This is a genomic window from Psychrobacter sp. TB55-MNA-CIBAN-0194, from assembly GCF_040309505.1.
In the GTDB taxonomy this organism is placed as follows: domain Bacteria; phylum Pseudomonadota; class Gammaproteobacteria; order Pseudomonadales; family Moraxellaceae; genus Psychrobacter; species Psychrobacter fozii.
In genome coordinates this window covers 221785-248270 of record NZ_JBEOOW010000005.1, presented here as the reverse complement: position 1 = coordinate 248270, position 26486 = coordinate 221785, and the positions used below count along the sequence as shown (strand labels likewise).

At 41.4% G+C, this 26486-nt stretch carries 22 protein-coding genes; 16 read left to right on the top strand and 6 right to left on the bottom strand.

All coding sequences use genetic code 11. The features are described from left to right. Positions 1-199: 199 nt before the first annotated feature. From murG to lpxC, 7 genes are all read left to right on the top strand, one after another. Complete coding sequence (murG, locus tag AAEY75_RS08215; protein WP_352259327.1) at positions 200-1285, top strand: undecaprenyldiphospho-muramoylpentapeptide beta-N-acetylglucosaminyltransferase; 1086 nt, start codon at positions 200-202, stop codon at positions 1283-1285. Between the two features lie 84 nt (positions 1286-1369). Beyond that, positions 1370-2809, top strand: coding sequence for a UDP-N-acetylmuramate--L-alanine ligase (gene murC, locus AAEY75_RS08210; RefSeq protein WP_197216538.1), 1440 nt, complete (start codon positions 1370-1372; stop codon positions 2807-2809). 150 nt (positions 2810-2959) lie between these two features. Beyond that, positions 2960-3928, top strand: a complete 969-nt coding sequence (locus AAEY75_RS08205; RefSeq protein ID WP_197216912.1) for a D-alanine--D-alanine ligase — start codon at positions 2960-2962, stop codon at positions 3926-3928. Between the two features lie 487 nt (positions 3929-4415). Beyond that, a complete protein-coding gene (locus AAEY75_RS08200) occupies positions 4416-5216 on the top strand; it encodes a cell division protein FtsQ/DivIB (RefSeq protein ID WP_352259326.1) in 801 nt (266 codons plus the stop codon). A gap of 178 nt (positions 5217-5394) precedes the next feature. Continuing rightward, positions 5395-6687 (top strand): cell division protein FtsA, encoded by a 1293-nt coding sequence (gene ftsA / locus AAEY75_RS08195; RefSeq protein ID WP_197216541.1) that lies wholly within the window; start codon positions 5395-5397, stop codon positions 6685-6687. A 249-nt stretch (positions 6688-6936) separates the two neighbouring features. Further along, complete coding sequence (ftsZ, locus tag AAEY75_RS08190) at positions 6937-8142, top strand: cell division protein FtsZ (protein WP_110923297.1); 1206 nt, start codon at positions 6937-6939, stop codon at positions 8140-8142. A gap of 372 nt (positions 8143-8514) precedes the next feature. After that, positions 8515-9432 (top strand): UDP-3-O-acyl-N-acetylglucosamine deacetylase, encoded by a 918-nt coding sequence (gene lpxC, locus AAEY75_RS08185; RefSeq protein WP_197101562.1) that lies wholly within the window; start codon positions 8515-8517, stop codon positions 9430-9432. A 298-nt stretch (positions 9433-9730) separates the two neighbouring features. On the opposite strand, the gene AAEY75_RS08180 is transcribed toward lpxC, so the two are convergent. Next, entirely contained in the window at positions 9731-10237 is a 507-nt protein-coding gene (locus AAEY75_RS08180; RefSeq protein WP_197216545.1) for a hypothetical protein, read from the bottom strand. 249 nt (positions 10238-10486) lie between these two features. On the opposite strand from AAEY75_RS08180, the gene AAEY75_RS08175 reads away from it, so the two are divergent. Further along, on the top strand, positions 10487-11215 hold the full coding sequence (locus AAEY75_RS08175; protein WP_110923294.1) for a CHAP domain-containing protein: 729 nt from the start codon (positions 10487-10489) through the stop codon (positions 11213-11215). A 175-nt stretch (positions 11216-11390) separates the two neighbouring features. On the opposite strand, the gene AAEY75_RS08170 is transcribed toward AAEY75_RS08175, so the two are convergent. Both AAEY75_RS08170 and AAEY75_RS08165 read right to left on the bottom strand, forming a co-directional pair. Continuing rightward, positions 11391-12134: a DOMON domain-containing protein gene (locus tag AAEY75_RS08170; RefSeq protein WP_227681309.1), complete on the bottom strand. Its 744-nt coding sequence runs from the start codon at positions 12132-12134 to the stop codon at positions 11391-11393. 308 nt (positions 12135-12442) lie between these two features. Continuing rightward, on the bottom strand, positions 12443-12754 hold the full coding sequence (locus AAEY75_RS08165) for a YhbY family RNA-binding protein (RefSeq protein WP_110923293.1): 312 nt from the start codon (positions 12752-12754) through the stop codon (positions 12443-12445). Between the two features lie 323 nt (positions 12755-13077). Between AAEY75_RS08165 and AAEY75_RS08160 the strand changes: the two genes are divergently transcribed. The 7 genes from AAEY75_RS08160 (at position 13078) to AAEY75_RS08130 (ending at position 20679) form a co-directional block, all read left to right on the top strand. Further along, a complete protein-coding gene (locus AAEY75_RS08160) occupies positions 13078-13710 on the top strand; it encodes an RlmE family RNA methyltransferase (protein WP_110923292.1) in 633 nt (210 codons plus the stop codon). A gap of 386 nt (positions 13711-14096) precedes the next feature. Further along, positions 14097-15992 (top strand): ATP-dependent zinc metalloprotease FtsH, encoded by a 1896-nt coding sequence (gene ftsH, locus AAEY75_RS08155; protein WP_197216547.1) that lies wholly within the window; start codon positions 14097-14099, stop codon positions 15990-15992. Between the two features lie 156 nt (positions 15993-16148). Then, positions 16149-17048 (top strand): dihydropteroate synthase, encoded by a 900-nt coding sequence (gene folP, locus AAEY75_RS08150; protein ID WP_197216549.1) that lies wholly within the window; start codon positions 16149-16151, stop codon positions 17046-17048. Positions 17049-17177: 129 nt separating this feature from the next. Then, positions 17178-17456 carry an FAD assembly factor SdhE gene (locus AAEY75_RS08145; protein ID WP_197216551.1) on the top strand — a complete coding sequence of 93 codons (279 nt, stop codon included), beginning with the start codon at positions 17178-17180 and terminating at the stop codon, positions 17454-17456. Positions 17457-17484: 28 nt separating this feature from the next. After that, positions 17485-17943, top strand: coding sequence for a hypothetical protein (locus AAEY75_RS08140; protein ID WP_197216552.1), 459 nt, complete (start codon positions 17485-17487; stop codon positions 17941-17943). A 244-nt stretch (positions 17944-18187) separates the two neighbouring features. Beyond that, on the top strand, positions 18188-18901 hold the full coding sequence (locus AAEY75_RS08135) for a YidB family protein (RefSeq protein ID WP_197216554.1): 714 nt from the start codon (positions 18188-18190) through the stop codon (positions 18899-18901). A 320-nt stretch (positions 18902-19221) separates the two neighbouring features. Then, on the top strand, positions 19222-20679 hold the full coding sequence (locus tag AAEY75_RS08130) for an anion permease (RefSeq protein ID WP_110923285.1): 1458 nt from the start codon (positions 19222-19224) through the stop codon (positions 20677-20679). A 199-nt stretch (positions 20680-20878) separates the two neighbouring features. On the opposite strand, the gene AAEY75_RS08125 is transcribed toward AAEY75_RS08130, so the two are convergent. From AAEY75_RS08125 to trmB, 3 genes are all read right to left on the bottom strand, one after another. Continuing rightward, on the bottom strand, positions 20879-22000 hold the full coding sequence (locus AAEY75_RS08125; RefSeq protein ID WP_197216556.1) for a regulatory protein RecX: 1122 nt from the start codon (positions 21998-22000) through the stop codon (positions 20879-20881). Positions 22001-22040: 40 nt separating this feature from the next. Beyond that, entirely contained in the window at positions 22041-23099 is a 1059-nt protein-coding gene (gene recA, locus AAEY75_RS08120) for a recombinase RecA (RefSeq protein WP_110923283.1), read from the bottom strand. A gap of 1036 nt (positions 23100-24135) precedes the next feature. After that, complete coding sequence (trmB, locus tag AAEY75_RS08115) at positions 24136-24987, bottom strand: tRNA (guanosine(46)-N7)-methyltransferase TrmB (protein WP_197216558.1); 852 nt, start codon at positions 24985-24987, stop codon at positions 24136-24138. A gap of 566 nt (positions 24988-25553) precedes the next feature. On the opposite strand from trmB, the gene AAEY75_RS08110 reads away from it, so the two are divergent. Further along, complete coding sequence (locus tag AAEY75_RS08110) at positions 25554-26483, top strand: DUF2628 domain-containing protein (RefSeq protein WP_352259325.1); 930 nt, start codon at positions 25554-25556, stop codon at positions 26481-26483. The last annotated feature ends 3 nt before the right edge of the window (positions 26484-26486 follow it).

Below are 26486 nucleotides of genomic sequence, written 5' to 3'. Positions count from 1 at the left end.
GTTACAGCGTATTTATTAAAGCCAAGCCGAGGTTGTTCACGGCTTGGATTTTTATTATTAACGACGCATAAAATGCTATATATAAGTCAACGATTTACACTATACTATGCGAGATTTTATAGGGTCGTTATTTGTCGATAACTAAAATCCTGATAGGATGATAAGTCCTTCATATAAATAAAAAGATAGGCAGGCGTTCATGAAAAAACCGCATATATTAATGATGGCTGCTGGTACTGGCGGGCATGTGTTCCCAGCATTGGCAGTGGCTGAGGAATTGACCCAGCGCGGTGCGGTTATTCATTGGTTAGGAACGCCAAATGGCATGGAAAATGGCCTAGTTAAACCAACTGGTTATAGCTTTCATGCCATTGATATGCAAGGGCTGCGTGGTAAAGGAGTAGGGCGCTTGTTAAAGCTACCTGTAACCCTGCTATCAGCGACGATGGCTGCTATAAAAGTCATTCGCAACAATCAGATTGATATTGTCGTAGGCTTCGGTGGTTATGTGACCGCACCAGGCGGTATTGCAGCACGTATGACCAGCACGCCGCTTATTATTCATGAGCAAAATGCTATTGCTGGCATGAGTAATCGCTATCTGTCTAAAATTGCTACCAAGGTATTACAGGCCTTTGAGCACACTTTTGCAAATAGTGAGCTTGATGCAAAGCTAGAGACGGTTGGTAATCCGGTACGTAATGCTATCACTGGTGTCGTGGAACCGACTGTACGTTACGATTTGAATGATACGTCACCACTTAAGTTGCTGGTGGTTGGTGGCTCGCTTGGTGCACAAGTATTAAATGATACCGTGCCAAAAGCGCTGGCGTTGATAGACCGTCCTTTTGAAGTGCGTCATCAATGTGGACGAAATAATGAGGCCGCCACGAAAACTGCTTATGATGAGCAAGATTGGAGCGTTCATAAATTTGTGGTACAGCCATTTATTGATGATATGGCCGCTGCTTATAATTGGGCAGACATCATTGTTTGCCGAGCAGGTGCATTGACCGTTACCGAAATTCAAAACGTCGGTATTGCTGCTATTTTTGTACCGCTGCCGCATGCCGTTGATGATCATCAAACAGCCAATGCTCGTACGTTAACCTCACATGATGCAGCGATTTTATTACCTCAATCTGAGTTAACGCCACAGCGTTTGAGCAATGAGCTGGCAGCGCTTGATCGAAGTGCTTGCTTAACCATGGCCAAGAAAGGCCATGCGCTTGCCAACCGTAGTGCTAGCAAGCAGGTCGCTGATATTATTTGGCAAACCCTGTAGCTTATATTTCTACCAGCTGCTATTTTTATAACTAATTATTCTGATTCACCACATTTTATTCGCCTTTAACCAAGAGAATTGATTATGCCTACCTCTGCGAAAGCGCTACCTAAACGTTTGATTGAAATACCAGAAATGCGTCGTATCCAGCATTTGCATTTTGTAGGTATTGGCGGCTCAGGGATGTGCGGTATCGCCGAGGTGATGAGCAATCAAGGTTACGAAGTAAGTGGTTCTGATATCGCTGAGAGCTTGGTCACTCGACGTTTACAGCAGATTGGCATTGAAATATCAATTGGTCATGACTCGAAAAACATTGCCAACGCAGATGTTGTCGTCGTATCGTCAGCGATTGATCGTAGCAATCCTGAGATTAAAGCAGCCCTTGAAGCACGCTTGCCTGTCGTTCGCCGTGCAGACATGTTGGGTGAGTTGATGCGTTATCGTCATAGTATTGCTGTTGCGGGTGCTCATGGTAAGACCACAACGACTAGCTTGCTCACTACGATGATGGCAGAAGGCCAGCTCGATCCTACGTACGTGATTGGCGGTAAGCTTAATGCTTCTGGGAAAAATGCCGCGCTTGGTAGTAGTCGCTTTCTAGTCGCTGAAGCTGATGAGTCTGATGCATCATTTTTATCGTTGCATCCAATGGCTGCAATTGTGACGAATATCGATCAAGACCATATGGAAACTTATGAGAACAGCTTTGATAAATTAAAAGCCGCTTATATTCAGTTCCTACAAAATATGCCATTTTATGGTCTGGCTGTGGTGTGTGGTGATGACCCAGAGCTGTATGCGATGATTGATGATATTGGCCGCCCTGTACTGACCTTTGGTCTTGAGCCTTTTAATGATGTGCAAGGTGTTGATTTAGTGACTGAGGGCACTAAAACCCACTTTACCGTGTTGCGCCGTGACCGTGAGCCTTTACGTTTGACGCTCAACATTCCTGGTACTCATAACGTTTATAATGCGCTTGCTGCTATCACGATGGCGACCGATGAAGGCGTGGATGACGAAGCCATTAAGCGCGCCCTGCAAAAATTCGAAGGTGTTGGCCGTCGTTTTGAGCAGCATGCCTCTGTAGATATCGATGATGGCAACGTCCTATTGATTGATGATTATGGTCATCATCCAAAGGAAGTCGATGCAACTATTAAAGCTGCTCGTCAAAGTTTCCCTGATCGCCGTTTAGTCATGCTGTTTCAGCCGCATCGTTATAGCCGTACGCGTGACTGCTATGATGATTTTGTTGAAGTACTTTCAAGCGTAGATGAGCTATTATTATTAGACGTATATTCAGCAGGTGAAACGCCAATTACAGGTGCTGATACCAAGTCATTGGCGCGTAGTATTCGTTTGCGCGGTGAAGTTGAACCTACGATTGTTGATAAGGACAATCTAGCGCCTGTGATGCAGCGTCTATTGAAAGCCAATGACATGCTGATTACTCAAGGCGCTGGTAATGTGGGGCAAATATCCGTTGATTTGGCTGCAAACAACCTTTACATCAAGTAAGCTAAAAGAACTCTAGGAGTTATCCTCATGACGACGAACAATGATCAAAAACATGCAAAAAATACAGCCATGGATGCCGCTGAGGATAAGACAGCTATTATTAATCCAGAGCCAGCCCTAGCAGCAGTTGCCCAAGCAGAGAAAAATAGTATGGAAAATAACCAGTCATACCAAGAAGTATTATCAAATGTGGCGCCTAGCAAAGTAAAAGATGCGAGTGAGTTCGGTAAAGTTGCTGTCGTTTATGGCGGTAGTAGTAATGAGCGCAGCGTATCTTTAGACAGTGGCGCGGCTGTATTGCAAGCACTCCAAAACCAAGGCGTGGATGCCACTCATTTCGATCCTAAGCATCAAGACATCACTGAGCTACGTGCGTATGATCGTGTGTTTAACGTGTTGCATGGTCGCGGCGGCGAAGATGGATTGCTACAAGGCGTGTTGCAATGGTTTGAGATTCCTCAGACAGGCTCAGGCATTTTGGCATCGGCACTGGGCATGGATAAAGTGCGCACTAAGCAGTTGTGGCAAGGCTGCGGTGTGGCGACAGCCCCGTTTTCATTGTTGACAGCGGATACTGACTGGCAGCAAGTAGTCAACATGTTAGGTTTGCCACTTATCATCAAACCTGTCCATGAAGGTTCAAGTATTGGCATGACGAAAGTCAACAATCTTGATGAGCTTCCAGCTGCCTATGCAACAGCGGTACAGTGTGGTGATGCGGTGATGGCGGAGCGCTGGATTACTGGTCGCGAGTTTACGATTGTTATTATCGACGACGAGGCTTATCCAGTCATTCGTCTTGAGCCTGCAGATATCACTAACTTCTATGATTTTGAAGCCAAGTATAATCGTAATGATACCAGCTACTATATTCCGTGTGGCTTGAGCGATGCTGATGAAAAGCACTTACAGGATTTGAGTCTTGCGGCATTCCGTGCTGTTGATGCAAAAGGTTGGGGACGTATCGATGCCATGCAAGATGAAGCAGGCAATTTCTGGTTGCTTGAAATCAATACTGTACCGGGTATGACCAGTCATAGCTTGGTCCCGATGGCAGCCAAGGCTCGAGGCATGGATTTTGATACGCTGTGCTGGCATATTTTGGCGCAGACAGTTTAGTTAGTTTTAAGTACTGCTGTATTAGTTCAAGCAGCTTCATTCAAGCAGCTTCATTCATAAAGTGAGCTGCGTGAGTGAATTGAAAACGTCATCAATAACGCTGGTCGCTTCTTACTCAAAATGAATAAGTTTTCTTGAAAAATCGAGTTAATGTATCACTAGAGATGCTATATCACAACTTCATGTAAACTTGTGTAAATTCGCTGTTGCCAGTAAGGGTTAGGCTATTGTTTAACTATGAAATACGTTAATATTACATATTGTGGTTATATCTTGATGATGTTTAAGTTTTTATAAGAAAAAACCATAAGTTATCTATGAACTAAGAAAAATGTTACGTTTGAATAAGCGTAATAGCATCATATAAATTGTTTTAGCCAAAGACTTTGATAATATATCGACTTAATAGACCTCTGCATAATATGTGTAGACTGACATCAATGAATAGCATAAGCCGTTTTATGCAAATATAGGGACACAGGTCGTTATGGCTCAAACTGTCAACGAGGTAACTGACTTGATGAGTGATACAGCCCGTCGCCCAAAATCTAAGCTCCAAGTACCAAACTCAGTCAAATACTTGTTTATGGCAATGGTATTGGGATTGCTAGTACTGATATTGATCATGGGTGGCAAGGCTCTGCGTGATGCGCCGCCAGCTGCTATCCATGTCAATCATCAAGGTTTGACAGGCGTTCAATATCAGTCATTGCAACAAGTTATGGATCAGCATAAGGTAAGCAGTTTTTTTACCTCTGATTTGCAAGCGTTAAGAGACATTACGATAGGTCTGGCTTGGGTGGATCAAGTAAGTGTTTCTCGTGATTGGCAGCGTGGCATTGTAGTGACTGCACTACCTAAACAGGCCGTTGCCAATTTTGGGACAGAACGTTTGGTTGATGCAAAAGGGACAGTTTTTGTTCCTGCTGATACGAAAGATCTGACGCAAGAAAAATTTGCTACTTTACAAGGTGAGATAACCCAAGCGCCAGTCATCATGCAGCAGATGCAGCAAGTCAACGATTGGTACGCACCATTAGGTATACAGGTTGAAGATATTATCTTATCACCAAGAATGACATGGTTGATTCGCTTTAATAATGGATTACGCGTCATCGTTGATAACGAAAATACTGCGCAAAAGCTACTGAATCTGAGTCAACTGCTTGGTAATCAACTAAGTGATCGTCGAGACCAGATACAATCGGTAGATTTGCGTTATAAAAATGGCTTTACCATTTCTGGAGATATGGTACAGCCAAAGAATGATGAAGCACCATCATCATAGATAGACAGAAGCAAAAACTGGTTAACATTCTGGCTTTTAATATGAGCTGTTTTGTTCGAACGGTTTTAATAGTATTTAGCATTGAATACACAATTTTGTAGTGTATTGATAGCGATTTTTTAATGATCTAATGGAGACGTCATTTGGTCTCCTGTTTAGCGATAATTTGTCTGGTACCATGAAAAATACTGAAAATCTGGTTGTTGTCCATCTAAGTGCCACGGCAGTTTATGTCGTCATTGGCAATGTTGTCTCTGCAAAAGACATTCGCATTTTGGGCGTTGGGCAAGTTAAAAATAGCGATTTTTATCAAGGTCAAATAAAGCATCGTGAGCGTCTACAAGGTGCTATTAAGCAAGCCATTCAAGAAGCAGAAGATACTGCCAATTGCCGTGTGCATAGTGTGTGGTTGACGTTGGCAACGCCTGAACTGTCTAGCAAAAACAGTACAGGTGATGTGCAAGTGGAAGAGGAGGCTGTACGTGCCAAAGATATGGTACAAGCACTATCTAATGCCAAGTCACGCGATTTGCCACCGGACTATTATTTGATGCATTGCTGTCAGCAAGGTATTTACGTCAACGACCAAGACTTTATGGTTGATGATGCTATCGAAACAATGGCGCATAATATCTCTGTGATGTACCACATGATGATGATGCCAGTGTCTAGCCGCCAAAATATCCAAAAATTATTGCAAAGCTGTGACGTTGGTATTGACCATATTGTCTTCGATGCAGTGACAAGCGCTGAATATAGCTTGATGAGTGATGAGCGTCAACAAGGTGTGTGCTTGGTAGATATTGGTGCGAGTACCACCAGTATTTGTGTTTATAAAGAAAACAAATTGATATTTACCCATTGTATCGCAACGGGAAGCCATGAAGTCACGATGGATATCTCAGCTGACTTTGGCATATCAATGATTGAAGCTGAAAAGCTCAAAAAGACTCACGGTACTGTTGATGTTAATAGTGTTGATCCTAGCTCTTTCTTTATCTTTAAGCCGCAAGGGACAGGCGATGAAATTAATATCGGCATTTATAATCTAGCCCGTATTATCGAAGCTCGCTATGTCCAGATATTTACGGAAGTGGCTCGTCAATTACATGACGCAGATTTGATTGGTTATATAGACAAAGGCATCGTTCTCACTGGTGGTGGCAGCGCGGTTAAAGGTATGATACCTTTTGCCAAAAAATTGCTAAAAATGCCGGTGGTGCTGACCAATATACATCCTGCTATCAGTGCTTATAATCATTTTGATAATGATGAATCGTTCAAGCAGCTGAATATTCAGGTAAATGATCGTGCTTACCAGACAGCATTTGGTACGCTACTTTACAGTCAGAGCGAACAGTTCCGTCGTAGCGAAAAGAGTGAGCCTGAAGCGATTCAAAAGAATCGAGTCACTGGTGTTTTTCAAAGTGCAGGGCAACGTTTTGCTAGTGTACTGAAAAAGATATTGTAGATTTTTTGGTAAAATATTGAGAATGCTAATATTCTTGTAGAGTTTACCTAAATTATTCAAGCAGAAAACGAAGTAATATAAAAAGTAATACCCTTTGCGATGATGACCTATTGTTATCTATGCTGAAAGATTTAAGCCATAACCCTATTTTATTTAAATACATTTATATATAGTATGTCGATAGTGCGCCATATGAGTGCGTTACCACGTATCAATCATCACGCTATCTGCAACTGGAGAATCCTTTTTATGTCAAAATACACCATGCCAGATGATAACCAGCTTCAAAACAACGGCCAAGCGAGCTTCACTGTATTCGGTGTGGGCGGCGGCGGCGGTAATGCAGTTGAACATATGGTACAGCAAGGGATTAGAGGTGTGACATTTGTTTGTGCTAATACGGATAAACAAGCACTTGATCGTCTAACAGCGCCGCATAAACTACAATTGGGTGCAAAGACGAACCGTGGTCTAGGTGCTGGTGCCAATCCAGAAGTTGGACGTGAAGCAGCAGAAAGCGAAGAAGAAGCTATCCGTGCGTTACTTGAACATGCAGATATGGTATTTATTACTGCTGGTATGGGTGGCGGTACAGGTACTGGTGCAGCACCGGTGGTTGCTCGTATTGCTAAAGAAATGGAAGTGTTAACAGTTGCAGTAGTGACCACGCCATTCAAATTTGAAGGTGGTAAACGTATTAAAGCGGCTAAAGCCGGTATTGAGCAGCTAACCAATTTCGTTGACTCTATCATCACTATTCCAAACGACAAGTTGATGAGTGTCTACGGTAATATCTCTATGCAAGATGCTTTCAAAAAAGCAGATGATGTATTATTGCATGCGGTTCAAGGTATTGCTGAAACCATCGCTAGCGAAGGTATGATCAATATCGATTTCAACGATATCCGTACTGCTATGACTGCTAAAGGTCATGCGATGATGGGTATTGGCCGTGCAAGTGGTGATGATCGTGCACGTCAAGCGACTGAAAAAGCCATCAGATCTCCATTACTTGATGATTTACGCTTAGAGAATGCTAAAGGTCTACTGGTCAACGTGATTTCTTCTGAATCACTATCATTAGATGAGATGAGCAAGATCAGTGTCATCGTTGAAGAAATCACTGATATTGATGATGCTCATATTTTCTATGGTTCAGTTATCGATGAAAAAATGGGTGATGACTTGCATGTGACAGTCATTGCAACGGGTCTGACTTTAGATGAAAATGCTGGCCAAGAACCTGAAGTAGTGGAGCAGCCAGTACCTTCTGTGAACAGCACTCAGCCTGTTGATCCTAATGTACATACCAGTGCTTTGAACAGCCAAAAGCAGTCACAAGCTCAAATGTATCAAGATACCTCTGCTACTGTACGTTCTAACGCGCCTCAAGAACAAGCTAAGACCAAAACCAACAGTATTCAAGACTATCTAAAACGCCAACAAAATAAATAATATTTTGAGATGTTTTTAAATAGAGTAAAAAAGCCAGCGTTTAATCGCTGGCTTTTTTGTGGCCGTAGATAAGGTATGTCTGTTTGCAAAGAGGTGATTCTATAATTTTTTACCGATAGAAGTAGCACCTTGGGAAGAGATAATCATTAATAAATGGTAGTACGAAACAATTTCTGATGATAGAAATAGACTTCAATACAGCTATTTATATAGAGATAGTTATGTCAATAGAGCATAGAAATAGTTTCGGTTTGGTGCGATAAGTGTTATCAATCAAGGAGATAAGGAAAATAGCGAGTTTTAACTGTGGCGAACTAGGGGCCTGTAATGGTACACTATGGCAATTGTAACAAAATATGTGAGAAGACAGTCATGAACCAAAGAACCATAAAAACTGCGATAGCTATTACAGGTACTGGTCTTCATAGTGGTCAGCCTGTTGACTTAGAATTTCATCCTCAACCTGTAAATACAGGTATTGTTTTCGAGCGCTCTGATATCGAAGGCAGTCAGCCAATTCCAGCCAGTGCCTTTTTAGTACAAGATACCATGATGTCATCAAACCTAGTATTCGGTGGTACACGAGTGGGTACAGTTGAGCATCTATTGAGTGCAATTGCTGGACTTGGTGTAGACAACCTTTTAATCCGTGTCTCTGCTTCAGAGATTCCGATTATGGATGGTAGTGCTGCACCTTTTGTTGCATTGCTACTTGATGCAGGGTTTTGTGAACAAGACGCTTTGAAAAAGTTTATTAAGATAATACGACCAGTACGTGTAAAGGTCGACGATAAATGGGCAGAGCTGCGCCCGTATGAAGGGTTTGAATTAAATTTCGAAATTGATTTTGATCACCCTGCTATTGATAAGAATTTTCAACATGCACAACTGCAGTTTTCAACGCAAAATTTCATTGAGCAATTAAGCTCAGCACGTACTTTCGGATTTTTACGTGACATTGAGGCATTACGCCAGAATAATTTGGCGTTAGGTGGCAGTATGGACAATGCTATCGTCATAGATGAAGCCAATATTCTTAACGAAGAAGGCTTACGTTTCAATGATGAGTTTGTTCGTCATAAAATTTTGGATGCGCTAGGTGATCTATATCTGATTGGTTATCCAATTTTAGGTCGTTTTAACGCTTATAAGTCTGGTCATGCATTAAATAACTTGTTAGTGCGTGAAATACTATCTGATCATGATAACTTTGAAATTGTAACTTTTGATGACAATGTAACCTGTCCTATCGAGTATCTTCCTCTGAAAGGGATGGCTGTTGAAGGGTGAAGAGAGGGATATACACGAAGTATCGAAACATTGACGCAATATTACATAGCTCTACGATAATTACATTCCTATAATATTCTATAATTTAAATATAGAGTCGCGATTATTTTGATAATTCCTCTTTAGAGTAGAGAATACAAAAGCTGTAGGTAGTTTTCCAATCATCTGTCGGTGATATTCATATTATGAATATCGCTGGTAGATGATTTTTTTTGTTGGCGTCATTACAAAATCTCAGCGTTGTTGGCCAGTTTTTACGTTTTTATTTACATAACTTTACATGTTAGGGTCAGGTTTTTTAAGAATTTATCAAGCGCAAAAGTGCTTTTTTAAGTTTTTCATCAGTGGTGACATGCTCTGCAGCCTGTGATATAGTCCGCTTTATGTTTTGGCTAAGGGCCTGATTTTCATTGGCTTTCTGAGGCTTTGACAAGACTGCAGATGATTGTTTAGATGAATAATTATCAGCCGATTTGCTAGCCACCACGACGCGGATTTGCTTGAGTTGTTTAAATGTAATGGACTGCTCTGTCAGTACCTGCAAATAAGAACTTTGCAAATACCGTATGTGATTAGCAGCAGTCATCGAGCCAACGCTAAGAATTAATTGCTCAGAAGTGAAGCCTACGACCCAACAGGTATTGAGGATTTCCTCAGGTAGACAGTCTACCAATAGCTCTTTTACCTCATTGGTCGTTTCTATATATAGTCTCATGTTGTCAGCAAGTGTTTGGGGTAGTGCGCTACCAGCAAAAGCTTGATGATCAATAAGTTGGGCAAGCCGGTTAGGCTGTTTTTTTGACATCGTAATGACTCATCTAATAGGTGACAAAATCGATATTCATAACAGACATGCTAAAGCGATATATGGCAAGCGATTTACATGAGAGTTGACTAAATGAATGCTGATAGCAGCATTAGTCACTACAGAAGAAAGAGCAGGCTGTTGTCATAAGGATTTTATCATGTTTGTTTAATGATAATGTCCACTAAATTAATTGATGCTTCGTCAAGGATGACGAGCTGTCTTGCATTAACAATAGGTAGTAAATTTATGAAACAAGCTTTATTAATTTTGTCAGTATTGGGAATGGGTATAGCACAGGCAAGTGGTGCTGTCGAAACAACCTTTCAACCAAATAATACCTTGAGTCATACCACCACAAATATCTCTACTTCTGCGACCTATGGTTCTAGTCGTAATATCTATAGCACGAACAGTGGTGCTCATGTATATAGTAACGATGAGATCAGCCAAGCCATTGATAATCTAAGCGCACATGCTAAGCAAAAAGAATATCAGCTTGCTTCGCTAACCAGTCGCCTATCTTATGAGCAGCGTCAGCAACAAGCAAAATCAATTCCAGATCGTTTTTCTGCCCCTGCTATTGCAGCAGCAAACGCATCACGCGTCGCTTTGTCTAGAAGCTCTGGCTACTGTGCTCGTTATGTACGTAAAGCACTACAATCAGCTGGTTACGAATTTACACCGAACCCTTCAGCTTATCAATATGCCTCTCGTGGCACACTAGCCCAAGCAGGGTTTACCAAAATCAGTAATGATATGCAGCCACAAGTTGGTGATGTCGTGGTTTATAACCGTACTTCAAGTCGTCCACATGGTCACATTCAGATCTTTGATGGCAATGACTGGGTATCTGATTTCCGTCAAAACAGCATCAGCCCATATAGTGGTAATTATAGCTATACCACATGGCGCGATTCGCAGTATGTCGATGATGCATCAGACCGTGGCATCTATCTTGCGATGGCTGATAAGTAATCAGTTAAGTACACGCAATCATCTGCTAAGCAAACCGTTTTCTCTAGACTCAGTAATGTTCTTTATGACATTACTGGGTTTTTTTATATTTTAAACATCAAGTTTAAGTGAGAGTAACTTTTAGAAGTTCTTCTATTTGCAGTGTTATTCAAGTAATGCTCTGCATGTGATATGGCTAAAGCTCAAATCTCGACCAGTACTGGTGATTATGAAAATCAGGCGGCGAGGCATGACTGGTTGCGAAGTATAAAGGCGTCTTGTCCAACCACAAGATGACGCATGGATGTATTTGCCCAATGATAGTGTTATTGATAGCATATTTCAGATGCGAGTCAGACAGTCGAGTCAATGGTACGTTGAAGCTTCGCTCGCAACTATTAGGTTTGAGTTCATGTTTAAGTAGAGTGTCTGGCTCTCTAAGTAAATGCATGTTTGCGGATGTACTTTGATGCTTGGGCTTGTTAGTCCACTCAATAGAGGCACGCGTGTGTCCATCGTCTTGGTACAAAGGTGTCGGCGGTAATGTCGCAGGGTTACGGTAACTCTCAAATTGATAGAGTGCATAACGACCATCTGGATTGGCATTAATCTCAATATAAGAGGTTGTATGCTCGGTAACAGCGTGAGAGTCGATAGTGCGACCAGTGATAAAGCACTCAAGGCAGGTCTCTTCCCATAAGTAATCAGAAAATCTGACCTGTTCAGGTTGCCATATCGGCCAGTCTACTTTATCTGCTAGCATTTGGTTAGGCAAAGTAATGCGGTAAGTCAGCTGTAGACATACCTCAGGATATTGAACAATATTAGCACTTACCTGAACACAGATACGCTTGAGATCATCTATAGCTACGCCAAGTTGTTGTGCGTCACTTGCGATCGTTTCGTTTGCTATGTAAAGGTCAAAGGTTTGATTCATCATTTTATAAAACTCAAAAATAATATAGTTGATCCAGTTTAAAAGAGATATAAGGCAACCGACTGAAGAGGTATGTGTGATACTTCAAGCAAGGTTAACGCTGTCTCACTATTTTATAAAGGATTGACTATAATGAGAAAGCTATGTCGATTGTGTGATTTAGTCTTATAAAACAGGCAAATCGATGAGAGTAGACAATATAAAAGCCGCGAGCAAGTTGCATCGCGGCTTTTATATTTTACCGTAAGGGTCCGGCTGTGATATGAGATTTTACGGTATGATATTTCTTAAACTAAATGTGCCATCACACATTACTGTGCGTGACGTGCTAAGTTAGACAGTTTTGGGTTGGCGTTCGGGTTTTTGCGTAGTAACAGTGCCATACGACCAATTGAATGTACCAAAGATGCTTTAGCAGCAGTTGCAAGCTCAGCGCCAATGACATCACGTTCTTGCTTAGTGCCTGATGGTAGTTTTACTTTAATAAGTTCATGATCTGTTAGAGCACGATTAATTTCTTCAATGATGGTTGGAGTAATACCTTTGTTGCCAATCATGACAATCGGTTTCAGTTCGTGACCAATGCCTCTTAGGCGTTTGATTGTAGCGTTATCGAGTTCCATAGAATTCCTAAGTGTTGATAAAAATAAATGACAATGCTATTGAGAGCAGTTGATGACCATTATAGATAATCTGTGGTCAACTTGCATGAGATCAGCAGGATTTTGCACGATTTTACGTGATGAAAATGTTAAACTGAATGTTTAGCCACATTATAAACGCTACTGTCTTATAAAACAGTGTTTTAACCAATAGAATTTGTTCAGTTTAAGACAAGAGAACAAATCAATGGTCTAATTGAGTCCATCTTTAAAGCATTTTATAAATGTAGTGGCTATTTCATCAGTATGTATTAGTGTTTTGCAAAGCAATAGGAGCAGGTATTTTGGCCACGCGTATCGAAAATAAAAAATTGTCAAAGAGTAGTAGCGCTTGGATGAAAGAGCACATTGACGATCATTATGTGCAAAAGGCTCATAAAGATGGCTATCGTGCCCGTGCTGCCTATAAATTATTAGAAATCAATGAAAAAACCAGCCTGATTAAAAAAGGTATGACGGTCGTAGATTTGGGTAGTGCTCCTGGTAGTTGGTCACAAGTGGCTGGTCAATTGGTAGGCGAACAAGGCATTTTGATTGCCTCTGATATCTTAGCGATGGATACTTTGCCTGATGTTACCTTTATCCAAGGTGATTTTCGTGAAGCAGAAGTGTTTGATAGCATCATGGCAGAAGTTGGCGATAGGCAGGTCGATGTGGTGTTATCTGATATGGCACCCAATACGGCAGGTAATAGCGCGATTGATCAGCCGCGTATGATGTACTTATGTGAATTGGCAGTGGATTTTGCTTTGGCAACCTTACCAGAAGGTGGCGCACTTATTATGAAAGTGTTTCAAGGTGAAGGAACACAAGAATTACGCAAGCAGATGCAGCAGGATTTTAGTAAAATCCGTAGTATCAAACCAGGTGCTTCTAGGCCGCGCTCAAAAGAGATGTTTTGGATAGCGATTAAATAGTTTTAACTTCGACGAGTTATTGCCATTGTAAGCTGGATATTGTGTCACCATTAAGTATATCTATTAGAATATTAAAAACGTTACAATCGTTGATTGAATAATAGCAATACCTGCTTGAATTATGCAGGTTAGTACCACATATCATGGTATATTAACTTTGTTTTAGGCAAAGTCGTCTGACAATAAGCGCTTGATAAGCTCATCTGCGATAGATTCATATATCATTGATATTTATAACTTGTTAAACCTGTTTTATAAGACATTTGACATGTATAAGCCCCAATCAGAAAATTCTGACATTGATAGGTTTATGAAAAATGAGCGATACGTTTATAGACGTCACGTGTTTAATAGACACACCAATAAGTAAGGGATGGGAATAACTAGTGAGCGACATGGTAAAAAATACCTTATTGTGGCTGGTGGTAATCGGCGTTTTAGTGCTGGTGTTTAGCGGCTTCGATCAATCATCTGAGCCGGATAGCCTTAACTACTCTGAGTTTGTGACCGCTGTGTCAGAAAACCAAGTAGCCAGTGTTGAAATTGACGGCGAAGAAATCACCGGCGAGAAGAAAAATGGCTCAGCTTTTGAGACCATTAGACCTGCTGTATCAGATGACGAACTGATGCCACTGCTACGTGAAAACCAAGTCGAAGTTCAAGGAACTGCACCAAAGCGCCAAAGCGTCTTGATGCAATTATTGATCGCCAGCTTCCCAATTCTATTGATTATTGGTCTGTTCTTATTCTTCATGCGTAATATGCAAGGCGGCGCAGGCGGAAAAGGCGGCGGCCCTATGAGCTTTGGTAAATCAAAAGCTAAAATGCTGACCGAAGATCAAATCAACGTCAACTTTGAAGACGTGGCCGGTTGTGAAGAAGCCAAAGAAGAAGTCGTGGAAGTGGTTGAGTTTTTACGTGCGCCAGATAAATTTACGAAGCTAGGCGCGACCATTCCACGTGGTATCTTGATGGTAGGCCCTCCGGGTACTGGTAAGACGCTACTAGCAAGAGCCATTGCTGGTGAAGCTAAAGTACCGTTCTTCTCTATCTCAGGTTCTGATTTCGTTGAGATGTTCGTCGGTGTTGGTGCATCACGTGTACGTGACATGTTCGAACAAGCAAAGAAAAGTGCACCATGTATCATCTTTATTGATGAGATTGATGCAGTCGGTCGTCATCGTGGCTCCGGTATGGGCGGTGGTAATGATGAACGTGAGCAGACACTTAACCAGTTACTGGTTGAGATGGATGGCTTCGAAGGCAATGAAGGCGTTATCGTTATTGCTGCGACTAACCGTGCTGACGTGCTTGATAAAGCATTACTGCGTCCAGGTCGTTTTGATCGACAAGTACAAGTAGGCTTACCAGATATTAAAGGTCGTGAGCAAATCTTAAAAGTCCATTTGAAGAAATTGCCAAACACGATTAGTGTAGACGCAAGTTCTCTTGCTCGCGGTACACCTGGATTCAGTGGTGCACAGCTTGCCAACCTTGTAAACGAAGCCGCATTATTTGCAGCACGTCGTAACAAGACCAGTGTCGATATGAATGACTTTGAAGATGCTAAAGACAAGTTGTATATGGGTCCTGAACGCAAGTCTATGGTGATACGCGAAGAAGAGCGACGTGCGACTGCATATCATGAAGCCGGCCATGCGTTGGTAGCTGAGCTATTACCGGGTACAGATCCTGTGCATAAAGTTACTATTATGCCTCGTGGTTTTGCCCTTGGTGTGACTTGGCAATTGCCTGAGCACGATCAGACCAGTATGTATAAATCGAAAATGTTGAGCGACATTGCTATTTTGTTCGGTGGTCGTATCGCCGAAGAAGTCTTTATCAATCAAATGTCGACGGGTGCTTCGAACGACTTTGAACGTGCTACTAAAATGGCACGAGCGATGGTCACGAAGTACGGTATGTCTGATGCACTTGGTATCATGGTGTACGAAGATGACGACAACTCGCAAGGATATTTCGGCGGTGGTGGTCGTACGATCTCTGAAGCTACTCAGCAAAAAGTTGATGAAGAAGTACGCCGTATGCTAGAAGAGCAGTACGATATCGCTCGTGAATTGATTGAAGCCAATCAAGACAAGATGCATGCGATGGTTGAGGCTCTCATGAACTGGGAAACTATTGATCGTGACCAACTGCAAGATATCCTAGCAGGTGAAGCACCGCGTCCACCGAGAGTCTACCAGCATAACGAAGTAAACTTGTCGAAAAATGATGTGAAAACAACTGGTGCCACACCGCCACCATTACCAGCGATGTAGCGTTTAGTTTGTAAACTCTCAATAAGAAAGCCCTTTATATAAAGGGCTTTTTTATTGTCATTGTTTTATGAAGGATTTAGGGCCGAGTAAAATTTACTGGTATCATGAGCATAGGCAGTAATAATTAAAATTGTTCTTATGAGAGATAAATGGGTTATGTCATTATTCCAAGCCTTACCCGACTATAAGATATCTAGTCGTGATAAAACTTTAGATTTATCAATACCTCATATTATGGGTATACTTAATGTCACACCAGATTCATTCTCAGATGGTGGGCAGTTCAATGCGGTGGATAAAGCCATTCAGCATTGCCAGAAAATGATCAATGAAGGTGCGACTATTATTGATATTGGTGGGGAGTCTACTCGCCCAAATGCGGATGCTGTCGCTACGAGTGATGAGATGTATCGCGTCGTACCTGTTGTTCAAGCCATTAGACAATCTTTTGGAAATGATATTTGGCTGTCTATCGATACTAGTAATCCAACAGTTATGGAAGCCGCATTTGAAGCCGGTGCTGATATATGGAATGACGTACGGGCTCTAAAGCGTGTTGGTGCGGCTACAATGGCAGCCAAGCTTCATATACCAGTCATGCTCATGCACATGCGCGGTGAGCCGACGACGATGAATGACTTGGCACAGTATGATAATGTAATAGAGGATGTGAGTACCGAGCTAGTCGACCGTGTTGATGAGGTAATCAGTATCGGTGTCAAACGTGAAAAAATAATTATTGATCCAGGTTTTGGTTTTGCGAAAAACTATGAGCACCACTGTGCACTATTAAGCCAGCTTCAGCGGTTGCAGATACTAGGATTGCCAATGATGTTTGGCATTTCACGTAAGCGATTTTTAGCAGAAGTATTGAGTAAAAGTGGGGTTGAAGCAGTGGCTAATACTCAAGCAACAGAGCGTGATGCAGCAGGAATGGCCGCAGGTGTTTTTGCGCTACAACAAGGGGCAAGTATCATTCGCACGCATAATGTGACGATGATGCAGCAAGCAGTAGCGCTATGGAATCAGTTGTCTGAGTATGATCGTCATCAATAGATATTTATACTCGTTTACGCTGTTGTCCAATGCTATAGGTGTTCTATACTTTACTTAAAGAAATAAGAAACGATTTTAGAAACATCTAAATACACTAAAAAAACTATTCAAATTGATGAAGGTAGCTTTATGACCACTACACAACCAGAAGCAACGAATGAGCAACGCCGTATTATTTATCAAGCCCGCCGTGGACTCAAAGAGTTAGATTTTTATATTGATCCTTATGTCAAAGAGCTATATTTGACAGCATTGCCTGAAGAGCAAAATACATTTGCAGAAATGTTAACTCACGAAGATCCTGATTTATTAGATTATTTCACCAATCAAAATCGTCCAGAAAACGAAGACATATGGGCGCTAGTGAATAAAATTAAAACATGGCGTCATACTAAAGATTTGGCTTAATGCTTCATATTTATTGTGGCACTCAAATATGACTATGGCAACTTCATTACGTATTGATACTGCTATTCAGCCTGCTAGCTATTTGCGCGTGTTGTTTTACATGAGTTTGACGAGTGCTATGGTTATACTCGCATGGCTTGCTTCTTTAAACGTATGGCAGTATGTCGTTACCTTAGTAGTGGCAGCAGCAGTTACTGGGTATTTGATATTATCACGGCCTGTACTATTGCATATGAGCCAACCGCCCCTGAGTCAGCGTGTTGATAGAGGTTGGCAGCTAATGATTAGGACGAGTCGCGGTGATGAGCTGTGGCAGGCACAAATGGTCAAGGTCCATAATTATCGGTGGGCTATGAGCTTTGAGTTCGATATTGTAGAACCCTATCAACGTTCTTTATCAATGACAGTATTCCGTGATCAAGTGAACGCTGAGCAGTGGCGAGAATTGAATATTTTAGCCAATGTGAGCTCTGCTAAAAGTAAGTAGGTGGTTGTTATTTCAGTCCTTGAATGGCAGTTTTGGTATTTTAGCTTTTTTATAAGGTTAATGAATGACTACAGGTTATAACAAAACAGCTCTCTCGATAATGAAAGCAATTTGTTATTTTGTAAGCGTAAAGTGCGCCGTTTAAGAGATCTATACAGTCGTCAGATACTGATTAAATTTTAATATATTAAAAAAGTATAGTGATACTTTCAAAATAAATAATATGACAAAAAAGGAGTAGAGTATGAGCTTGTTAGGGAATTTAGTGAGCCAAGTTGCCCGTAGTGCGATGAATCCAGAAAGTACACAGCGTAATTCTACCGACCAAAGCGTGAACTCGAGTGGTACTGGTGGTTTGGGTGATATATTGGGCAGTGTGTTAGGTGGAAGCAGTCAGACAAGTGCCAATAATTCACAAAATAATCGTCAGGCCGATAATGGTTTTGGTTTAGATGATATTCTGGGTGGTCTGACGGGGAGCACTCAAAGCGGTGGTATGAGCTCAGGTGCTGGTGGTTTAGGAGATATATTAGGCAGTGTATTGGGTGGCGGTCAAAAACAAAGTGGCAGCTTTGGTGGGAAAAGCATGCTAATAGCTGCATTGATGCCAATGGTACTCAGCTGGATCAAGCGTAATGGTGGCTTAAGTGGTGCACTATCGAAAATTACTGCTATGGGTCATGAAAGCAAAGCGCGATCTTGGATGAGTAGTCAAGAAACTAACGATAACCTTGACCCTAATGATATCAATCGCTTGTTTGATGAAAATGAAATTCAACAAGTAGCTGCGCATACCGGTGCCAATGATGCAGAAGTACGTCAGGGTCTCGCTGAACTACTGCCTGAAGTGATGAATCAATTAACACCAAATGGTAACTTAGATACTGAAAATGAAGCCAATGAAGAGATTGACCAAATCATTAGCCAATTATCTAACCGTCTTGGTAATTTCAAATAGTCTTTTATAAAATAAATTTTTATTTGCAAAATTAGACATATCAATGAAAGCATAATAGAAAAACAGCCCGTCACTAGACGGGCTGTTTTTTTATAGCTTATACATGAATACCATATTTAGCAGAACAGTTGTCACTAACTTGTTTTTTAATCTAAATAGATATGTTAAAAACAGTAAACAATAACGTAAGAATTCTATAAATCTTATAAAATAGTTAAGATGATAACTTAAGTGATGACGGTAATACCTGTCACACTAAGAGTATTGAATGAAAGGTATATCCATTTGTTCGTTCAATAATTTTATAAGGATTATTATTTATGCCATTTAAGCCTGTTCAAGCGGCTATCGCTATTTTAGTTGGTTTGATAATTTGGTTTGTCATCCCAGTGCCGACGGGTGTCACACCAGAAGCGTGGCATATGCTGGCACTATTCATCGCGACCATTGTTGCCATTATAGGAAAGGCATTACCTATTGGCGCCATTGCTATTATTGCCGTGACTTTAGTTGCGTTGACAGGCGTCACAAGTGATAGTCCAAAGCAAGCCATTAGCGATGCCTTGTCAAGCTATTCAAGCCCATTGATTTGGCTAATTGGTATTGCGGTTATGATATCGCGTGGGTTGATAAAGACAGGCTTAGGTCGCCGTATCGCTTATTACTTCATCTCTATCTTTGGTAAAAAAACCATTGGCGTTGCTTATTCCTTAGCTGCTGCTGAGCTGATGGTCGCACCCATCACACCGTCTAATACGGCACGTGGTGGCGGTATTATTCATCCTATTATGAAATCCATTGCACAAAGCTTTCATTCGACGCCAGAAGAAGGTACTCAAAATAAAATTGGTCGCTATTTAGCGATGGTGAATTATCACGCCAACCCTATTACTTCTGGTATGTTTATCACTGCTACTGCGCCCAACCCTTTAGTCGTAGAGCTGGTGAATAAAGCGACTGGTGGTGATATTCAGCTGTCGTGGACGACATGGGCAGTGGCGATGTTTATCCCTGGTATGCTGTGTCTGATCGTCATGCCATTAGTTATTTACCTGATTTATCCTCCTGATGTCAAAGCAACACCTGATGCCAAAAAATTCGCAAAAGATAATCTAACAGAAATGGGCCAAATCAGCACCCACGAAAAGATAATGCTCGGTGTATTTGGTCTTATGTTGGTATTGTGGGCTAATATTCCTGCGTTAATTTTGGGTGAGCAGTATAGCGTTGATGCCACCACAACCGCCTTTATTGGCTTGACGACATTGATATTGACTGGTGTATTGACGTGGGATGACATTCTAAAAGAGAAGTCTGCATGGGACACCATTGTTTGGTTCGGTGCACTGATTATGATGGCCGCTTATCTGAACAAGCTTGGTTTGATTAGCTGGTTCGCGGGCAATATTGAGTCTCTTATTGGAACGACTGGGGTAGGTTGGATAGGCGCAGTGACAATTCTGACCTTAGTCTATTTATATATACACTATTTTTTCGCTAGTACTACCGCCCATATTACCGCACTATTTGCAGCATTTTATGCGGTTGGCCTGACACTAGGCGCGCCGCCGATGTTATATGCCTTAATCTTGGCTGCAGCGGGTAATATCATGATGACGTTGACCCATTATGCGACTGGTACAGCCCCTGTAATTTTCAACTCTGGCTATGTGACGTTGAAAGAGTGGTGGAGCATTGGTGCGATTATGAGTGTGGTGAACTTAGTTATTTGGATAGGTGCTGGTTTGATTTGGTGGAAAGTACTTGGCTATTATTAATAAGCCATCTAAATCTATAGTCATTCCACTATAAAATTATTACAGCGTTAACTTCGCTTGAAGTATTTAATATACATCTACACTCGGTTGCCTTGTACTACTTGACGTAGTTTGGCAAGATTTAGCCATTTTTAGCCCATTTAGATGAATATCGATTGAATTGAAGACACGCCCTAGTCAATATATAGGTGAGTGTTGGCTAAAAACGCTCATCTAACGTGTCCAGCGTATAGTTGAGCGCGGCAAAACATATATCAGTATTGAATCCTCTATATTGTAAAAATCGCAACTGCTTGGCTTTGTCTTTTTGCTCAACAGGTATGTCATCACCGTATTTTTTAGTACGTGTTGTCACAGCCAATTTCAGCCAGTCTACGCCATCGACCAAGTTGTCATCATTGTCATCTACAAATTCGCTAAATTCCTCTGACTCAGTATTGGCCATATCAATCAGCTCATCGATATTACCAGGCATAGCAATTTTCTTACGATAAAATTCTTGCTTAATACGACCGCGTCCACGGCCTTTACGAATATTTTCACGTATTAGCATCAGAGTAGTGCGGTAATCGCTTTGATAGCCTTTCTCCTCGAATTCATCAAGGAGCGCATCAACTTTCTCTGGATCTTGTTCCTTATCGATGAGTTTTTGCTTGAGCTCAGATTTGCCATATTCACGGCGCGACAAATAATAAAATGCCAACCAACGTAAGCGGCTTTCGGCTTTAATCGCATCGATCTCTGCTTGTTTCTGTTCAGGTGTACGCAAATAAGCTTTGAGAGCAGCTGGTATATTATCGTTTTGATTGTCTATGTCGTTATCATCAGGAGTCGAAAGCTCAGTTTTATTTTTTGATTTTCTCAAAGACGGATCAGTGCTACGACCAGTATCTGTTGCTAAGCTATTATCTATCTCATCTCCATGAACGCTGTGCTTAACCTCTGCTAGCATCTCTTTGATACTTTGCGCTTCAGGTGGCAGATAAGTAGGCACATCACTAGGTTCAGGGCTAAAGTTAGCCGCTGGATGGAAGCGTTTTTCACGTTTCTGACGCTTTTTAGGTTTGGATGTTTTTTGATTGATAGAGGAAGAGAAGAGTGGGTCGCTCGAGTCTATGTCAGCAGTAGAATCACTAATTAACGAGTCATTGGCTATAGCGTTATTTTTATTTGAATAGGTAGGTCGCTTGCCATTTTTACGAGGTTTGTGCGGCTCATCTTTATATGTGTGCTTAGTATGTTTTTTTGGTTGGGCATTAGGAGAACTCGCTGAATCGGTGTCCGATTCAGCGAGTATCTCAGCTAAGGTTTTAATTTTCATAATAAATCATGATAATTGATAACAGTTATTGATCGTTCCGTTATTGTACAGGTTCAGCGCCTGGTTTTTCTTTGGCTTCGTCAGTCTTTTTATCTTTGGCACTCTTTTTTGATCCAAGTTTTTCGTCGCGAATCTTATCTTCGATTTCTTGAGCAATCACAGGATTCTCTTTTAAGAATAATACAGAATTGGCTTTACCTTGACCGATTTTTTCGTCGCCATAGCTATACCAAGAGCCTGCTTTACCAACCGCACCAATCTCAACGCCCAAATCAATGACTTCGGCTAAGTGATTAGTACCTTCGCCGTAAGTGATTTCAAATTCGGCTTGGCGGAATGGTGGTGCCATTTTATTTTTGATGACTTTCACACGGGTTTGGTTACCGATGATTTCATCACCATTTTTAACTGCGCCAATACGGCGAATGTCCATACGTACAGAGGCGTAGAACTTCAACGCGTTACCACCAGTTGTGGTCTCAGGGCTACCAAACATAACGCCGATTTTCATACGGATTTGGTTAATAAAGACCACCATACAGTTAGAGCGTTTGGCATTACCTGTAATCTTACGTAGTGCTTGGCTCATGAGACGTGCTTGCAGGCCCATATGTGAGTCGCCCATCTCGCCTTCAATCTCAGCACGCGGCGTCAAGGCTGCAACTGAGTCAATAACGATCATGTCGATGGCCCCTGAACGAACCAACATATCAGTGATTTCAAGTGCTTGCTCGCCATTATCAGGCTGAGATAGCAATAGCTCGTCCGTGTTTACACCCAGTTTGCGAGCATAGACAGGGTCAAGCGCGTGCTCAGCATCGATAAAGGCACAAGTACCACCTTGCTTTTGGCACTCTGCAATGGCTTGCAGGGTCATGGTCGTTTTACCTGAGCTCTCTGGGCCATAAATTTCAACGATACGGCCTTTTGGTAGACCACCAATGCCAAGGGCAATATCTAGGCCTAATGAGCCTGTTGAGACCACATCGACATCCATGATGGCTGCGTCATCGCCTAAATGCATGATGGTGTTCTTACCAAACTGCTTCTCAATCTGACCGAGTGCTGCTTTAAGTGCTTTGGCTTTATTGTCGTCCATACTAGATTCCTTATTTTCAATCATTAATGTAAAACTATCAATTTCGGTGTTATGCGTAATATATTTGTACGATAGAAAGTAGTGGCTCAATAGGGCGGGTTGCCACTTAGATAGGAAGAAGCGTTCAGCATCTACCTAGGATAAATAGGTTGTCATCTCGATGAAATAGACAGTAATGTTTATTAGGTCACCTTACTATACAGTAAAATCAAATCGTGAGATAAGCAAAAATAAGTTCATAATTAGCATCTGTTGGTATCGCCATTAAGCCTTACTGTGCCTGTATGTCACGAACATTTTCTCTTGAGTACTATTGATTTGGTAGAGTGATTATAACAAATTGCAAAGGCCATTTAGTGGGTCGAGTGACGATAGACGACATTAACTGTCGCATGATATACAGCTGATGGGTTGCCTAAAATAATGAAAATAGGAACTATTATTTTGGACAATATAATGGTACTGTTTGTCAATAGGCTTAAAGGTTGTCCACAGTAGATAAAGCCTAGAAATTCACGAATTGTGAAACATCGCTAACGATAAAATTTTATTTTGAAAATATTAAAAATAATTTCAAGTAGTTGTCATATCAGTCTAAGTGTTTGATTTATAAGTTTTTTTTAATTGTACAAAAAATGAACGATTTTACCTTACCCTTTAAGTTGTCTAGGGAAATTCTTGTCAAGTGGCGACTTATACACAGGGTTATCCACAGCTTATGGGGAGAACTCACCAAACCCTTATAGCATCGATGTTTGCGTAGATTATTGATATAGAATAATCAAGAATTAATACTATTGTCACAATTGTCAAAATATATATTTAGCCATAAACCCCATGCTAATGGCTATGTTTCACGTATTAATATTTTATAAGTTTTTTTTATAAAAGTAGTGAAAGCTCCTAAAATAAGGCTTACAGCTGATGATTTATCAAGAATTAATCTGAAAACCAGTAACTGGTCAGTTGTAAAGCAAAAAAAGCGGCTAAATATATTAGCCGCTTTTTTAGATCTATCACAAATACGTTATCGGTATTACTCTTTGATATAGATTAAATCCCATACGCCATGCCCACGTTCTAGGCCGCGACGTTCAAACTTGGTCATTGGACGAAAGTCAGGACGATCCGTAAAGTTACCCGCACCCGCTTGATTGGTTAACCCTGCAAAACCATCTAATACCTCAACCATCCAAAATGCATAATGCTCCCAGTCAGTCGCCGTATGGAACCAGCCACCTTGTTTTAAGCTGCGAGTGACGATGGCCATACGTTCAGCACTGACAAAGCGACGCTTGTAGTGACGCTTCTTTTGCCATGGATCAGGGAAGTAAAGTTGGATACGGTCGACATGATTTTCTGGTAATTGCTTGAGCAACTGAATAGCATCGCCGTTGATGATTTTGACGTTTTTTAAGCCTTCTGTGCCTGCCATATAAGCACATTTACCAATACCAGGCTCATGCACTTCGACGCCAACAAAGTTGCGGCTAGGCTCTGCTGCTGCCATTTCAATAAATGAAACACCCAATCCAAAACCAATCTCTACCGTAAGTGGCGCTTCACTACCATTAGGGCTATCAGCGAATAGTGTGCGTAGATTGTTGATACCTTCTAAATCACCATCACCGAAACTGTTATTGACCAAATAATCAGCAAATTCTGGAGCGGTCAGGGCCAGTTCGGCATTTTTATTCATGTGTGTACGTCGTTTCATAAACGTATTGACGATACGAATGTGTTTGCTTTCTTCAGGCGCTATCTCATTACCGACACTGTCATCAATGTCAGTATCGATATTGCTTTCAGTGCTGGTGCTAAGGGTGTTTGGCTCATCAGTAGTACTCGTACTATCGATGTTATCGTTAATATCAGGATGTTGACTCATAGGATTGACAAGACTTAATAAAATGGGTGATGTACGCTTATTATAAGTGAAATCTATACAGCTGTGAACGGACAATGCTTTTTTAATACGCTTATGCTCAATCTATCATGAAAGAATCAAAGCGTTAATCTCGTTTGACGTTTTGCAGATATATTCGTACTTGGCTGCCTTATACTTCTTTTACATTGAATCAACTATATTTATCGGTCACTTACTATTCTGTACAGCGGTTTTGGCGTTATCATATAACCTGCATAGGGTCTGTTGAACATTCAAATGTGGTGCTGGCAGTCACTATTTTTTAGACAATACGCAGTGAAATTTTTGATGCCTAGTCGTTCTAGGTTAAATAATTTCGCCATATATTGGCAAAAAAGAGTACTACCCTGAAAGGCTGATGCTAAAATTACCCCAAACGTTGTTACAAGCCTAGCTAAGGTCTGGACATTATCGTCGGCTTGCGCCTAGTTTGGTGCAATTTTAGCAATCAGCAGCCCTAATATTTGAATGTTCAACAGACCCTGATTAATTTAAACTTTTCTTTATAGTAAATAGGGCACCTCACTATGCTATTTATCGAGACAGATTCGCCGCCTCCGTTTTATCAGGATCAGCTGACTACTGCGAAGCGTAAACAGTTGGATAAGTGGTTTATTAGTCATCGTAGTCAGCACTATTATCTCAAGCGCTTTGAGCAGTTTGATGAGCAAGGTTATCTGTCACCAAAATGGCACTGGGCCGCATTTTTTGTGACTTTTCCTTGGCTACTCTATCGCAAGCGCTATATGGATGCCATTGTATACAGTGTGGCAGGATGGTCGTTCATCCAGCTAAATGTAGCATTGGTGTTGGTTGCCTTTGAATTTGTAGCAATGTCCTATATTCCTGATGCTTATCAGATGGCTACGCGTATAGGTATTGCTGCAGTAATCTGGCTGTTTTGGTCATCTATGGTTGCACGTTGGACGGACGCTTACTATTACCGTATGGCGCGCCGTGAAATTGCCGATGTTGTGGAGGACTATCAGCGAGATGAGAACGCGCAGAAGGCTCACTTGCAGAGGGAAGGTGGCGTGAGCCTGTTTGGACTAGGCTTGGGGTTTGGATTGTTTGCATTTGCTCTAATGGTGATTAAGGTGCAGTTTTTACCGATTATTGCCAAGCCACAAGCAAATGAAGTGGTGTTTGATGCCTATGATACGGTCAAAACGACACAAAATCGTGTGGCATTACTTTATCAGCAAACAGGACAGTGCCCAACTAATTCGTCCTTGAATACGGCAACAGAGCAAGTAAGTATCGACATTGATACCACTGCTGCTGAGGTAGCAGAAACTGACTGTGCGGTGATTGCAACGATTCAGAACATCAAGTTTCCGATACGTTATTTGAATGATCAGACACTGGTTTTTTATCATGTGCCAGACAGCGATAGTTGGAACTGTATGACGTCGCTAAATAAACGGCAAGCGCCACAAAGTTGCTTGCCTGAATAGAGC

What these genes read in the sequence shown, in the direction of transcription:
- murG (WP_352259327.1), top strand. Translation starts at nt 200, where the DNA reads ATGAAAAAACCGCATATATTAATGATGGCTGCTGGTACTGGCGGGCAT.
- murC (WP_197216538.1), top strand. Translation starts at nt 1,370, where the DNA reads ATGCCTACCTCTGCGAAAGCGCTACCTAAACGTTTGATTGAAATACCA.
- AAEY75_RS08205 (WP_197216912.1), top strand. Translation starts at nt 2,960, where the DNA reads ATGGAAAATAACCAGTCATACCAAGAAGTATTATCAAATGTGGCGCCT.
- AAEY75_RS08200 (WP_352259326.1), top strand. Translation starts at nt 4,416, where the DNA reads ATGGCTCAAACTGTCAACGAGGTAACTGACTTGATGAGTGATACAGCC.
- ftsA (WP_197216541.1), top strand. Translation starts at nt 5,395, where the DNA reads ATGAAAAATACTGAAAATCTGGTTGTTGTCCATCTAAGTGCCACGGCA.
- ftsZ (WP_110923297.1), top strand. Translation starts at nt 6,937, where the DNA reads ATGTCAAAATACACCATGCCAGATGATAACCAGCTTCAAAACAACGGC.
- lpxC (WP_197101562.1), top strand. Translation starts at nt 8,515, where the DNA reads ATGAACCAAAGAACCATAAAAACTGCGATAGCTATTACAGGTACTGGT.
- AAEY75_RS08180 (WP_197216545.1), bottom strand. Translation starts at nt 10,237, where the DNA reads ATGTCAAAAAAACAGCCTAACCGGCTTGCCCAACTTATTGATCATCAA.
- AAEY75_RS08175 (WP_110923294.1), top strand. Translation starts at nt 10,487, where the DNA reads ATGAAACAAGCTTTATTAATTTTGTCAGTATTGGGAATGGGTATAGCA.
- AAEY75_RS08170 (WP_227681309.1), bottom strand. Translation starts at nt 12,134, where the DNA reads ATGATGAATCAAACCTTTGACCTTTACATAGCAAACGAAACGATCGCA.
- AAEY75_RS08165 (WP_110923293.1), bottom strand. Translation starts at nt 12,754, where the DNA reads ATGGAACTCGATAACGCTACAATCAAACGCCTAAGAGGCATTGGTCAC.
- folP (WP_197216549.1), top strand. Translation starts at nt 16,149, where the DNA reads ATGTCATTATTCCAAGCCTTACCCGACTATAAGATATCTAGTCGTGAT.
- AAEY75_RS08145 (WP_197216551.1), top strand. Translation starts at nt 17,178, where the DNA reads ATGACCACTACACAACCAGAAGCAACGAATGAGCAACGCCGTATTATT.
- AAEY75_RS08140 (WP_197216552.1), top strand. Translation starts at nt 17,485, where the DNA reads ATGACTATGGCAACTTCATTACGTATTGATACTGCTATTCAGCCTGCT.
- AAEY75_RS08135 (WP_197216554.1), top strand. Translation starts at nt 18,188, where the DNA reads ATGAGCTTGTTAGGGAATTTAGTGAGCCAAGTTGCCCGTAGTGCGATG.
- AAEY75_RS08130 (WP_110923285.1), top strand. Translation starts at nt 19,222, where the DNA reads ATGCCATTTAAGCCTGTTCAAGCGGCTATCGCTATTTTAGTTGGTTTG.
- AAEY75_RS08125 (WP_197216556.1), bottom strand. Translation starts at nt 22,000, where the DNA reads ATGAAAATTAAAACCTTAGCTGAGATACTCGCTGAATCGGACACCGAT.
- recA (WP_110923283.1), bottom strand. Translation starts at nt 23,099, where the DNA reads ATGGACGACAATAAAGCCAAAGCACTTAAAGCAGCACTCGGTCAGATT.
- trmB (WP_197216558.1), bottom strand. Translation starts at nt 24,987, where the DNA reads ATGAGTCAACATCCTGATATTAACGATAACATCGATAGTACGAGTACT.
- AAEY75_RS08110 (WP_352259325.1), top strand. Translation starts at nt 25,554, where the DNA reads ATGCTATTTATCGAGACAGATTCGCCGCCTCCGTTTTATCAGGATCAG.